Here is an 11884-nt window from a genome sequence, read left to right on the forward strand (position 1 = left end):
CCGGATGGCGCCACTCCATTTCCGACTACTGCATCAGCGGCTTCTTGAGGAAGCTGTTGCGGTCGGCGGATTTGATGCGCAGCCAGGCCTCGCGGCCGTTTCGCAGCACGCGCATGGGAATTTCCGCCCCTGCCGGGCCGCTCCCCCAGACCTTGCGGTAGAAATCGGCAAGCCCGTCCACTTCGCCGTCGCGGATTTCCGAGATGACGTCGCCCTGCTGCAGACCCGCCTGTGCCGCAGGACTACCCTTGGCAACGCTCATGACAACCACTTCGCCATTGCTTTCGGCCGAAAAGGCGCCGAGCCAGGGGCGCGGCGGGCGGTCGATCTGGCCGCGATTGAGCAGGTCGTCGAGGATCGGCGGCAGAAGGTTGATCGGTACGACCATGTTGATGTCGGCCACCTCGTCGCCCTGTACCATCTGCAAACGCAGCGAGCCAATGCCGAGCAGCTTGCCGTCGTCGCTGACGAGCGCCGCACCGCCCCAGGAGGGGTGGGCGGGTGCGATGAAGATCGCCTCGTCGAGCAGATATTCCCAATAGCCCGCAAATTCCTGCTTGGCGACGATATTGGCCTGCACGAATTCACCAAGGCCGTCGGCAAAGATCACGGCGTCGCCGACCGTCGTCTTGACCTTGTCGCCGATGTCGATGGCCGGCAGGTCGAGAGGCGCAAGCGACTGGATGAGGCCGAAGCCGGTTTCCTGGTCGTAGGCGAGCGCATGACCCGGAACCACCTTGCCGTCATGGCGGGTCAGCCAGATTTCGTCTGCTTCGGTGATCAGGTAGCCGATGGTGAGCACCAACCCGTTTTCCCTGATGACGACGCCGCTACCTTCCCGGCGGGTGCCCAGCGTATTCGCGGTAAAGGCATCTTCGGGGATGGAGGCGCGAACGGCCACAACTGACCGCAGGATCCTGTCGATATTCATGGTTTCATCCTCGTAAGGCGCGGCACAAAGGCCCAGAATGCAGCGAGGGCCGGCAAGGGCCGGACGCATACCATTCCTTGTATAGGTATGAAACGACAGCCGTTTCTGCAAGACCCGCGGCCTGCGGTCTTTTACTCCGCCGCGTCCCGGCCGTATTGCCGTGGCGAGCGCGCCATCACCCGCTTGAAGGCGGTGCTGAATGCGCTTTCGGACTCGTAGCCGAGGGAAAGTGCAATCGTTCCGACCGGTTCGCGGCTGTTGGCCAGCCGCTCGCCCGCCAACATCATGCGCCAGCGCGTCAGGTAATCCATCGGAGCAGCACCGACTTTCTGCTTGAAACGCTCTGCAAAGGAGGAACGCGACATGCCGGCCATGGCTGCAAGCTGCTGTAGCGTCCAGCGCCGCGCCGGCTCGGCATGCATGGCGCCGATCGCCATGCCGATCTGCCGGTCGGCGAGCGCGAAGAGCCAGCCCGTGCCCTCCGTATCGGGTGCCGCGAGATAGAGCCGCAGGATCTGCATCAGCATGATATGCGCCAGATGCTCGGTCATCAGGAAGCCGCCAGGGTGCCGACCGCGCAGCTCCCGCGCCATCTGGTCGATCGCAAAGCGCAAGACCGACGCCTGGTCCGAATGCTCGCGGACATGCACGACCGGCGGCAATATGCCGACGAGCAGGTCGGCGCCGGCGCCGGAAAAGCCGAACCGGCTGCCGACGAGAAAGAAGACCCCGCCGCCATTGCAGACCGCGACACCATCCTTCGCATGCGCGTAGATGTCGTCAGCCGGGATCGGCTTAAGGCTGCGATCGCTCGTCATCCGGAAGGACCGGCTCTGCGTCAGCAGAAAACAATCGCCTTCTTCCAGTCGGACAGGCTCGGCGACACCATGCACCTCCAGCCAGCAGCCGCCTGAGAGGACGGCGTTGAACTTGATACCCTGCGGCGGCGGAAAATCGATCGCCCAGTCGCGGCCGGCATCGAGCCCGAGCGAGACGTAGCTTTTCGGCTTCAAGAGCGCCAGCACATCGGAAAGTGGATCCATGGAAACGGAACTCATGCGGAAATCCGGACGATCGCAAACATATCACGGACTTTAACGCATAGATCGTATGGCCGCCACCGCATTAGTCTCCGGGCGAAAGTAGAGAAGGAGACATCCATGGAAAACGCACAACACCCCATCGGTTCCGGTTTCGGCCCTCGCTCGACGGCTGACGATGTTCTCGCCGGCATCGATCTCACGGGCAAACTGGCAATCGTCACCGGCGGACATTCCGGCCTCGGATTGGAGACGACGAAGGCGCTGTCGCGGGCCGGCGCACATGTGCTTGTCGGCGCACGTCAGCCGGAAGTGGTGGCCAAGGCGCTCTCGGGCACCACCAATATCGAGGTCGACAGGCTCGATCTTTCCGATCTCGAAAGCGTGCGGCAGCTTGCGGAGCGCTTCGTGGCCTCCGGCCGCAAGGCCGATATCGTCATCAACTGCGCCGGCATCATGGCATGCCCGGAAACGCGGGTAGGGCCGGGCTGGGAGGCGCAGTTCGCCACCAACCATCTCGGTCATTTCGCACTCGTCAATCGCGTCTGGCCGGCAATATCAAAAGGAGGCCGTGTCGTCTCCGTCTCCTCGGCCGCTCACGGCATCACGCCGATCCGCTGGGACGATATCCAGTTCAATAGTGGCTACGACAGATGGCAGGCCTACGGGCAGGCGAAGACCGCAAATGCGCTCTTCGCCGTACATCTGGACAGGCTGGGCAAGGATGCCGGCGTGCGTGCCTTCTCGCTGCATCCCGGCAAGATCCTGACGCCGCTGCAGCGGCATCTGGAGAAAGAGGATATGGTCGCCGCCGGCTGGATCGACGCTGACGGCAATGCCATCGACCCGACCTTCAAGACACCCGAGCAGGGTGCCGCAACACAGGTCTGGGCCGCGACCTCGCCAAAGCTTGCAGGCCTCGGCGGCCTCTACTGCGCCAACTGCGATATCGCATCCATCTCCGACGACGGGGCGGAGACCAGTGTGCGCGCCTACGCCGTCGATCCCGACGAGGCTGCCCGTCTCTGGGCGCTCTCGGCGGAATTGACCGGTGTAAACGCGTTCAGCCGTTAAGCGTGGATGCCGGGCGCTTCGTAACCGGTGCGCTCGACATACTCGGTATAGCCACCGCCATACTGGTGGATGCCATCAGGCGTCAGCTCCAGCACGCGGTTGGAAAGGGCTGCCAGGAAGTGGCGATCGTGCGAAACGAAGAGCATCGTGCCCTCGAAATCGGCGAGCGCCTTGATCAGCATTTCCTTGGTATCGAGATCGAGGTGGTTGGTCGGCTCGTCGAGCACGAGGAAGTTCGGCGGGTCGAACAGCATATGGGCCATGACGAGGCGGGCCTTCTCGCCGCCGGACAGCACGCGGCAGCGCTTGTCGACGTCATCACCCGAAAAGCCGAAGCAGCCGGCAAGCGCTCGTAGCGGCGCCTGGCCGGCAAGCGGGAAGGAATCTTCAAGCCATTCGAGCACGGTGCGTTCGCCGTCGAGCAGGTCCATGGCGTGCTGCGCGAAATAGCCGAGCTTGACACTGGCACCCAGCGCCACGCTGCCGGTATCCGGTTCGGCCGTACCCGTCACCAGCTTCAGAAGCGTCGATTTGCCGGCGCCATTGACGCCCATGATGCACCAGCGCTCCTTGCGGCGGACCATGAAGTCCAGCCCTTCATAGATGGTGCGGCTGCCGTATTTCTTGTGCACGTTCTTGAGGTTGACGACATCTTCGCCCGAGCGCGGGGCCGGCTGGAATTCGAAGGCCACCGTCTGGCGGCGCTTCGGCGGCTCGACGCGTTCGATCTTTTCCAGCTTCTTGACGCGGCTCTGCACCTGCGAAGCGTGGCTGGCGCGCGCCTTGAAGCGCTCGATGAACTTGATTTCCTTGGCAAGCATCGCCTGCTGGCGCTCGAATTGCGCCTGCTGCTGCTTTTCGTTCTGCGCCCGCTGCTGCTCGTAGAAGCCGTAGTCGCCGGAATAGCTGTTGAGTGAGCCGGCATCGATCTCGATGATCTTGGTGACGATGCGGTTCATGAACTCGCGGTCGTGCGAGGTCATCAAGAGTGCGCCCTCGTAGGTCTTCAGGAATTCTTCCAGCCAGATCAGGCTTTCGAGATCCAGATGGTTGCTCGGTTCGTCGAGCAGCATCACGTCGGGGCGCATCAGCAGGATGCGGCCGAGCGCCACGCGCATCTTCCAGCCGCCCGAGAGCGCGCCGACATCGCCGTCCATCATCTCCTGGCTGAAGCTGAGGCCGTCCAGAACTTCGCGGGCACGGCCTTCCAGCGCATAGCCGTCCAGTTCCTCGTAGCGTGCCTGCACTTCGCCATAGCGCTCGATGATCTCTTCCATCTCGTCCATGCGATCAGGATCGGACATGGCCGCTTCCAGCTCGCGCAACTCGGCGGCAACGATGCTGACGGGGCCGGCGCCCTCCATGACTTCGGCAACCGCGCTGCGGCCGGCCATTTCGCCGACATCCTGGTTGAAGTAGCCGATCGAAACGTGTTTCTCGACCGAGACCTGGCCTTCATCCGGCAGCTCTTCGCCGTTGATCATGCGGAAAAGCGTGGTCTTGCCGGCGCCGTTCGGGCCGACGAGACCGATCTTCTCGCCCTTGTTGAGGGCTGCGGTAGCTTCGATGAAGAGGATGCGGTGGCTGTTTTGCTTGCTGATATTTTCTATACGGATCATGTCTTACGCGGGAGCTAGGGAGAATTTTGGCGCCCTTATGCCACGGGTTTGCCGCCGTGTCGCAGGTTTTCCGCGTCATGAAGCTGTGATCTTTGCAGCCTGTGTCCATTCCGCACGACTGGAAATCGAGACATCCTTCCTTATTATCCCCACGGGGAGGAGCCCATGACCGACAAGATATCCGCCAAGCCGGCAAAACCAGCGGAACCGAAGCTGCTGTCCGGCGGCAATCCGCAGATCGCCAAAGGCGAGGGCGATGGCCCGGTGCAGGCCTATATCGCCGCCATGCCCGGCTGGAAAAGCGATGTCGGCCGCCGGCTCGACGCGCTGATCATGCAAACCGTTCCCGATGCCCACAAGGCCGTCAAATGGAACTCGCCGCTCTATGGCATGAAGGGTGACGGCTGGTTCCTCAGCGTTCACTGTTTCAACAGATACATCAAGCTGGCCTTCTTCCGCGGCGCCGCCCTGCAGCCCATGCCGCCCGAGGAGTCCAGGACTGCGGAAACGCGCTACTTCCACATCCATGAGAAGGACCCGATCGATGAGGCACAGCTTGCCGATTGGGTGAGGCAGGCAAGTCTGCTGCCCGGCGAGAAAATGTAAGGAGAGAGACCATGAAGAAAGCGGCGACCACGAAAAAAGAAACGGACCTGAAAGAAGTGTCTCCCTCCGAACGTATCGATGCCAAGATCGAGGAGTTGAGCGACTGGCGGGGCGAAACGCTCGCTCGCGTCCGGGCGATCATCCGCACGGCCGATCCCGAGGTCGAGGAGACCTGGAAATGGCGCGGCGTTCCGGTCTGGGAACATGCCGGCATCATCTGCACCGGCGAAACCTACAAGACCGTCGTCAAGCTGACTTTTGCCAAGGGGGCTTCGGTGGAGGATCCGTCCAAGCTCTTCAATTCCAGCCTTGAAGGCAATACGCGCCGCGCGATCGATATTCACGAAGGCGAGAAAATCGACGAGGCAGCCCTGACGGCGCTGGTGCAGGCCGCGGTGGCGCTGAACACCGCGCGCAAACCAGCGTCGAAGAAAACGAGCGCCTAGTTTTGCAGGCGAAAGGCAGTCCGGCCTGACTGGTCATTGCCGATACCGCGGAGTGGTCTATGTGGAACCTTGCGAGCTGGTTTCGTTAAAACCCGATAAGACGGAGGCTCTCTTGAAGGGTTACCTTCCCTATCTGCTGGGCGCACTGGCCGGAATGCTCATCGCGATTTTCCTGTCCAGCCTTTTGACGCTGACAGGAACGCCACAACTGGCTCTTTTCGCACTGCTGCCCGTCGCGGGCGGTGCGGTCGCCGAGCGTGCCGTCCGTCGCCGCTCCGGCAATTCCTGAGAGACCCATGGGACGGCTGAAGGAAATCGTCATCGATTGCGATGTGCCCTCCCGCGTCGCCCGCTTCTGGGCCGAAGCGCTCGATGGTTATGCGGTGCTGCCCTACGACGACGATGAAATCGCGCGTCTGGCAGCACTCGGCCTGACACCCGAGACCGATCCGGTGGTGATGGTCGAAGGGCCTGGTACGCGCCTTTGCTTCCATCTTCGCAAGGGAGAGCGTCCGGCTCGCAACCGCGTTCATCTCGATATCGCTGTCGACGACCGGAAAAAGGAAGTCGCGCGCCTGCTATCCCTGGGCGCGACTTTCGTGCGCGAAACGGCCGATTACACCGTGCTGAACGATCCCGAAGGCAACAATTTCTGTGTCACCCCCGACTAGTTCACGTCAGACCGACTTCACCTCGCCGCCATCCATGCGCAGCGTCGTGCCGGTCATCCAGTGCGCAGCCGGCGAGACGAGGAAGGCCATGAGTTCGGCGATCTCTTCCGGCTCGCCGTAGCGGGCAATGCCGGCTTCCTTCGGAAACCTGGCCGTCGCCTCTTCCGCCGTCATGTTGTGCAACGGCGCCCAGTGCTCCAGATAGCTGCGGCGGCGCCCGGTCATGACCGGCCCGGGCAGCACGCTGTTGACTTGCACGCCATCCTCGATGCCACGATCGGAGAAAGCCTTGGCGAGCGCAGATATCGCCGCATTGATCGTGCCGACGGCGGCATAGGCCGCCTTCGGAAAGACCGCCGAATTGCCGGACATCAGCACGACGGAACCTTTGGTTTCCTTCAGCGCCGGCCAGGCGGCGATGGTCAGCCGCCGAGCGCCATGCAGCTTCAGCGCCATGCCGTCATCCCATTGCCGGTCCGTCATCTCGAACACGTCGATCTGCGGCACGGCGCCTGCAATGCTGAGCAGCGCATCGATCCGCCCGAAAGCGGCAAGCGTCTTGTCGACGATAGCCTGTGCCGCCGCCGGTTCCGCAAGGTCGGCATCGATGACCAGCGTTTTTGCGCCCGCCGCCTCGACAGCCTTGGCGGTCTCGGCGAGATTGGCCTTGTTGCGGGCAACGAGCACCAGCGCGGAAAAATCCTTTGCAAGCCGGATGGCCGTTGCCTGGCCGATGCCCTGGCTGGCGCCGGTAATGATGGCTACTCTGTCGGACATGATATCCCTCCTTTTTGCAGGCCTATCAACCGAGGAAGTCGCGGATCGCAGCGGCAATCTCGTCCGAATGCGTTTCGAGCGCGAAGTGGCCAGTGTCGAAGAATTTGATCACGGCATCAGGAATATCGCGGGCGAAGGCTTCTGCGCCCGGCGGAAGGAAGAAGGGGTCGTTCTTGCCCCAGACCGCGAGAAAGCGCGGCTTGTGGGTGCGGAAGTAGTTCTGGAAGGTTGGGTAGAGTGCCACGTTACTCTTGTAGTCGCCCATGAGATCGAGCTGCACATCTTCAGCACCCGGACGCGAGAGATAGAAATTGTCGAGCGAATAACCGTCGGGCGAAACCGTGGTCGGATCGGCAACGCCATGCGTATACTGCCAGATCGTCGTCTCCGGACCCAGAAACGCCTTCAGCACGGCCCGGTTTTCTGCACTTGCATCCTGCCAATAGGCCTGCACCGGGTTCCACGCATCGCTGAGGCCATCGACATAGGCGTTGCCATTCTGCGAAATGATGCCCGCGATCCGCTCCGGATGCTTCACCGCCAGGCGGAAACCGGTTGGCGCGCCATAGTCGAAGACATAGACGGCGTACCGATCGAAGCCGACAATCTCGGTGAAGCGGTCGATCGTGTCTGCAATGCTGTCGAAGCTGTTGACCGCGGGATCGTCCGACTGGCCGAAGCCCGGAAGGTCGGGCGCGATGATGTGATAGCGATCGGCAAGCAGCGGGATCAGATCGCGGAACATGTGGCCCGAGGTCGGGAAGCCATGCAGCAGCAGGAGCTTCGGCGCACCTTTGGGACCGGCCTCACGATAGGCAATCTTGATGCCGTCGACGGTGGTGTTGCGATAGCTGATCTTGGTCATCGTCATGTTTCCTTCAGTGAGATGAATGGTGATATGTTCGCAGATATGTCGGCCGTTCAGGCTTCGGCCACTGTTGCCGCCGCCTCGCGGATGACCTGCAGCACCGTGTCCGGTGCCGTGACCATCGGCGTATGATCGACAGCGAAAGGCCGCTGCATCGCCTGCATGCGCTCGGCCATGAAGCGCTGGTTGGCGACCGCGATCATCCGGTCGTCTTCGGCGACCAGGAACCAGGAGGGGCGATCCTTCCAGAGCGGTCGCCCGACCGGCACCGTAATGCAGGCAGGTGAAATCGGCCGTTGCACGGCAGCAAGTACTGCCAGTTCTTCATCCGTGGCATTCGGCGCATAGGCCGCGGCAAAGGCTTCACGCGGATAATAGATCAGGCCGTTTTCATCGGGCGCAAGCTGCGGCGCTCGCGGATCGAGCTCAGTGCGATAGAAGACATCGGCAACCGTTTCTCCCTCATCAGGGGCGAGAGCAGCAACATAGACCAGTGCCTTCACATTCTCGTTCTGCACGCCGGCGATAACCGCTCCGGCATAGGCATGGCCGGCGGAACCACCGGCCCGTCCAAACGGTCCAGCGCCTGCGCAAGGGCTTTGACGTCATCGGCATAGGAGGTCAGCGGCAGCGGTGCGGCCGTCACCGCAAAACCGTCGGCGGCAAGCGGCGCGATGATCTTGGCCCAGCCGGAGCCGTCAGCCCAGGCGCCATGGACGAGCACGATATGCATAGCCTGCTGATCAGTCGATTGCGACGGCATCTGCTTTCTCCCTTTTTCAGAGTAACCGTTTAAAGCGACATAGAACGGTTATCTTGTGGAGGCGTAACTTGTCAACAGGCTTTTGACAGGTTACATAAGGGTCACGTTTTCAAACGGGCTGCCGTACAGTTGCGGTCTGCAGCCGAAATAGGACTTGTCATGGATAACCACTCTCCCGCCCTGTTTCTGGGTGACGCGCTGGCACTGGATTTCCTGAATTCGGTGGCGACGCCTGTCGACACGCCTGTTGATTGGATGGAAGACGGCGAGGGCCTGCTGCGCTGGCTGGAGCAGGCAAAGCTCGCCCCGCACGAGACGCTTGAAAGCCTGCGCGCCCAGGCATTGCCGGGGGAACTCGACAAGGTCGCCGATCAGGCGCGCAATCTGCGCGAATGGTTCCGGACTTTTGTCCGCGAGCACAAGGGAAAGCCGTTGAAGCCCCAGGCTTTGGCCGAGCTGGAACCGCTGAACCGCCTGCTCGAACGTGACGAGGGTTTCAGCCGCGTCGTGGCGCGCCAGACGGACGAAGGCGAGGTTTTCGAGTTCCAGCCGATGCGCAAATGGCGCTCGCCAGATGCATTGCTGTTACCGGTCGGCGAGGCGCTCGGGCGCTTTGTCTGCTCCGAGGATTTTTCCAATGTGAAAGCCTGCGAGGGGCCGGTCTGCACTCTCTTGTTTGCCGACCATACACGCGGTCATCGCCGGCGCTGGTGCAGCATGGCAATGTGCGGCAACCGCGCCAAGCAGGCCGCACACCGCGACCGGATCAGGCAGGCCTAGCCTTCATTTCTTCGATAAGCCGATCGAAGCCGATACCCGTGCCGCTTTCTCTGATGTCGCCGTCTTGGGAGTCTCCGAAGACGGCCTGCTCGGTAAAGGTCATCAGTGTGGTGGGGCCGCGTCCGGTAAATTCCACCGTGACCAGTGACGAGGAGATGCTCCTGCCTGCCGTCAGCATCGTATAGGCATAGACGATGCGTTCGCGCGGGTGAATTTCGAGATAGTGGGCGCGCATCGCCTGCTCGGTTCCATCTGGCATGCGCCATGTCATGCGCTCGGTCCCGCCGATCTCGAAGGCGAAATGATCCTCCATCACCTGCCAGTCGGGATGACACGCCGTCCAGCGCCGCTTCAGCTGGTGGTCCGACCAGAAGCGGAAGGCATGCCCGACACTACCAGGCAGGTCGCGCTCGATGACGAACGTCCGATGATTGACGGTGACACCCATCAGTGATCCTTTTCCTCAGGGGTTTCCGCCATCAGCAGGGCAAGGCGGTCGAAGGCGGCATGCATTTCGGCCTGTCGCTGCTCGAGCCACCTGTTGATGGCGCCAAAGGCCTGTTGCTGCATGCGATAGGTGCGCACGCGGCCGATCTTTTCCGAAATGACGATGCCGCTTTCCTCGAGAATGCGCAGGTGTTTCAGCACGGCCGGCAGACCGACATCGGCGGGCTCCGCCAGTTCCGTGACGGAGGCCGGCCCCCTGGCAAGCTGCTCGATGAAGCTGCGCCGATAGGGATCGGCAAGCGCCTGAAACATCCGGTCGAATTCGGCTGGCGCCGGCTCTGCCATTACATTGCCTCAAGATACCGCGCGGGCATCGCCTCCCGATAGGGAAACATCGAAAAATAGGGTTGCGCTTCCGACAGCACGCGTTTGACGGAAGGACGTTGTAACAGACGCTCCAGGTAGGAGGAAAGCGCCTGCTGCTCCCCGGTGAACGGATGCACGATGGACGCGAAGAACAATCCGGGCAAGGCCGCGCAGTCGGCCATGGTGAAATCATCTCCCGTTGCCCAGAGCTTTTCCTGCATGTGGACGTCAATCATCTTGTAGGCCTGATCAAGCATGGCCCTCGCTTCCACCACGCCATGCGGATCATGAGCATCTGCCGGCCGGATCCTGTCGGTGACGACCTTCTGCATCGGCACGCTGACATAGAGATCGTAGAACCGGTCCCAGAGCCGCACCTGCATCTGCGCGTCCGGATCATCGGGCAGAAGCCGCACCGGCCCCGGATAATGGGCCTGCAGATATTCTATGATGATGCTCGTTTCCGGTATCGTGCGCCCCGCTGCCCGATCATGCAGAATCGGAATCTTGCCGACCGGCCACTTGTCGAGCAACGCTGCGGCCGACTCCGGATTGCCGAAGTCGACGATCTCCGCGTCAAACGCAGTCCCATTTTCATAAAGGGCAATCAGCACCTTGTGGCAGAATGAGGCGAGGGGATGAAGATAAAGCGTCAGTGTCATTAATCCACCTATAGTTTCCAACTGAGGAAACTATAGCGTCGCCGTGATGATACGGCAAGATACTTTCCAATAACGGAAAGTTTTTATGCGTAAGCCACCCATCCCCTGAAGCTGAAGGCGGTGTAGAAAAGCGTGACACCCGAAAAGCCCGCCTCGCGCAACATGGTCTCCTCCTCCTCGGGTGCGAGGATATGCAGCCTTTCACGCATTGCCTTCCGCGCATTCTCGACACGGGCGGGGTCCGTTCCATCGATGGCGCCGAAGGCGAGATGCCGATCGATCCATATCGATCGCTCCGGCTCGCTCTGAAGAAAGCTCATATGCGCAATGACAAAGGGCGCGCCGGACTTCAGGCGACGGCGAATCTGCACAAGTGTTTCAAGCCGTTGCTCGATCGGGATATGGTGGAACGTCAGGAGGCAAACAGCGGCATCGAACGGTCCCTCGGGCGCGACATCGATGCTGCCCTGATGAAAACCGATGCGGTTGCCGTGTTCTCCGGCGACCTGCTGCGCCAGTTGCAGCATGTCGGCGGAGGGGTCGACGCCGTCGAAAGTCCAGCCCGCCTGTGCCTCGGCAAGGGCTTTAAGCTCCAGCCCGCCACCGGCGCCGAGGACAAGAACGCGACCATCGTCAGGCATGCGCTCTGCCATCAGCATCGCCGCCATCCGGTGCAGGCTTGAAAAGCCGGGAACCTGTCGTGGTGGACCTTCGAGATAGGATTTGGCGGCATCGCCGCTGAAGGCAGATGCCGCCGTGTGAGACGTGGAGTGGCCAGGATGATCGCCGTTCTTCATGTAACTTTTATTATTACATGATTTCTGGCCTGTCAAT

17 protein-coding genes are annotated in these 11884 nt (G+C 61.6%); 6 read left to right on the forward strand and 11 right to left on the reverse strand.

The window, feature by feature from the left end:
• Nucleotides 1-25: 25 nt before the first annotated feature.
• Together LVY75_15205 and LVY75_15210 are read right to left on the reverse strand one after the other, a co-directional pair.
• Nucleotides 26-931: a S1C family serine protease gene (locus LVY75_15205; GenBank protein ID XAZ24553.1), complete on the reverse strand. Its 906-nt coding sequence runs from the start codon at nucleotides 929-931 to the stop codon at nucleotides 26-28.
• A gap of 131 nt (nucleotides 932-1062) precedes the next feature.
• Nucleotides 1063-1974, reverse strand: a complete 912-nt coding sequence (locus LVY75_15210) for an AraC family transcriptional regulator (protein ID XAZ25727.1) — start codon at nucleotides 1972-1974, stop codon at nucleotides 1063-1065.
• A gap of 117 nt (nucleotides 1975-2091) precedes the next feature.
• On the opposite strand from LVY75_15210, the gene LVY75_15215 reads away from it, so the two are divergent.
• Nucleotides 2092-3045 carry an SDR family NAD(P)-dependent oxidoreductase gene (locus LVY75_15215; GenBank protein ID XAZ24554.1) on the forward strand — a complete coding sequence of 318 codons (954 nt, stop codon included), beginning with the start codon at nucleotides 2092-2094 and terminating at the stop codon, nucleotides 3043-3045.
• Here LVY75_15215 and LVY75_15220 read toward each other — a convergent pair.
• Entirely contained in the window at nucleotides 3042-4664 is a 1623-nt protein-coding gene (locus LVY75_15220; GenBank protein ID XAZ24555.1) for an ATP-binding cassette domain-containing protein, read from the reverse strand. The two genes, LVY75_15215 and LVY75_15220, sit on opposite strands and share 4 nt — an antisense overlap.
• Before the next feature lie 165 nt (nucleotides 4665-4829).
• Here LVY75_15220 and LVY75_15225 point away from each other — a divergent pair, with 165 nt between their 5' ends.
• The 4 genes from LVY75_15225 to LVY75_15240 all read left to right on the forward strand — a co-directional run bounded on the left by LVY75_15225 (nucleotide 4830) and on the right by LVY75_15240 (nucleotide 6387).
• On the forward strand, nucleotides 4830-5270 hold the full coding sequence (locus tag LVY75_15225; GenBank protein XAZ24556.1) for a DUF1801 domain-containing protein: 441 nt from the start codon (nucleotides 4830-4832) through the stop codon (nucleotides 5268-5270).
• Nucleotides 5271-5281: 11 nt separating this feature from the next.
• Entirely contained in the window at nucleotides 5282-5716 is a 435-nt protein-coding gene (locus tag LVY75_15230) for a DUF1801 domain-containing protein (GenBank protein XAZ24557.1), read from the forward strand.
• A gap of 112 nt (nucleotides 5717-5828) precedes the next feature.
• Nucleotides 5829-6005, forward strand: a complete 177-nt coding sequence (locus tag LVY75_15235) for a hypothetical protein (GenBank protein ID XAZ24558.1) — start codon at nucleotides 5829-5831, stop codon at nucleotides 6003-6005.
• 7 nt (nucleotides 6006-6012) lie between these two features.
• Complete coding sequence (locus tag LVY75_15240; GenBank protein ID XAZ24559.1) at nucleotides 6013-6387, forward strand: VOC family protein; 375 nt, start codon at nucleotides 6013-6015, stop codon at nucleotides 6385-6387.
• 6 nt (nucleotides 6388-6393) lie between these two features.
• Here LVY75_15240 and LVY75_15245 read toward each other — a convergent pair whose 3' ends face one another.
• From LVY75_15245 to LVY75_15260, 4 genes are read right to left on the reverse strand one after another with little or no spacing between them, the layout of a single operon-like run.
• Complete coding sequence (locus LVY75_15245; GenBank protein XAZ24560.1) at nucleotides 6394-7164, reverse strand: SDR family oxidoreductase; 771 nt, start codon at nucleotides 7162-7164, stop codon at nucleotides 6394-6396.
• Between the two features lie 25 nt (nucleotides 7165-7189).
• Nucleotides 7190-8029: an alpha/beta hydrolase gene (locus LVY75_15250; GenBank protein ID XAZ24561.1), complete on the reverse strand. Its 840-nt coding sequence runs from the start codon at nucleotides 8027-8029 to the stop codon at nucleotides 7190-7192.
• Between the two features lie 56 nt (nucleotides 8030-8085).
• Complete coding sequence (locus LVY75_15255; protein XAZ24562.1) at nucleotides 8086-8550, reverse strand: hypothetical protein; 465 nt, start codon at nucleotides 8548-8550, stop codon at nucleotides 8086-8088.
• Nucleotides 8532-8795 (reverse strand): alpha/beta hydrolase, encoded by a 264-nt coding sequence (locus LVY75_15260; GenBank protein ID XAZ24563.1) that lies wholly within the window; start codon nucleotides 8793-8795, stop codon nucleotides 8532-8534. The genes LVY75_15255 and LVY75_15260 overlap by 19 nt, the downstream gene beginning before the upstream one ends.
• 159 nt (nucleotides 8796-8954) lie before the next feature.
• On the opposite strand from LVY75_15260, the gene LVY75_15265 reads away from it, so the two are divergent.
• Nucleotides 8955-9575 carry a CGNR zinc finger domain-containing protein gene (locus LVY75_15265; protein XAZ24564.1) on the forward strand — a complete coding sequence of 207 codons (621 nt, stop codon included), beginning with the start codon at nucleotides 8955-8957 and terminating at the stop codon, nucleotides 9573-9575.
• Here LVY75_15265 and LVY75_15270 read toward each other — a convergent pair.
• From LVY75_15270 to LVY75_15285, 4 genes are all read right to left on the reverse strand, one after another.
• Entirely contained in the window at nucleotides 9562-10023 is a 462-nt protein-coding gene (locus LVY75_15270; GenBank protein ID XAZ24565.1) for an SRPBCC domain-containing protein, read from the reverse strand. The two genes, LVY75_15265 and LVY75_15270, sit on opposite strands and share 14 nt — an antisense overlap.
• Nucleotides 10023-10367: a metalloregulator ArsR/SmtB family transcription factor gene (locus tag LVY75_15275; GenBank protein XAZ24566.1), complete on the reverse strand. Its 345-nt coding sequence runs from the start codon at nucleotides 10365-10367 to the stop codon at nucleotides 10023-10025. The genes LVY75_15270 and LVY75_15275 overlap by 1 nt, the downstream gene beginning before the upstream one ends.
• Nucleotides 10367-11050: a glutathione S-transferase family protein gene (locus LVY75_15280; GenBank protein XAZ24567.1), complete on the reverse strand. Its 684-nt coding sequence runs from the start codon at nucleotides 11048-11050 to the stop codon at nucleotides 10367-10369. The genes LVY75_15275 and LVY75_15280 overlap by 1 nt, the downstream gene beginning before the upstream one ends.
• A gap of 83 nt (nucleotides 11051-11133) precedes the next feature.
• Nucleotides 11134-11847 carry a class I SAM-dependent methyltransferase gene (locus tag LVY75_15285; GenBank protein ID XAZ24568.1) on the reverse strand — a complete coding sequence of 238 codons (714 nt, stop codon included), beginning with the start codon at nucleotides 11845-11847 and terminating at the stop codon, nucleotides 11134-11136.
• Nucleotides 11848-11884 lie beyond the last annotated feature (37 nt).

Origin of the sequence: Sinorhizobium sp. B11, assembly GCA_039725955.1 — a bacterium.
Classification (GTDB): domain Bacteria; phylum Pseudomonadota; class Alphaproteobacteria; order Rhizobiales; family Rhizobiaceae; genus Rhizobium.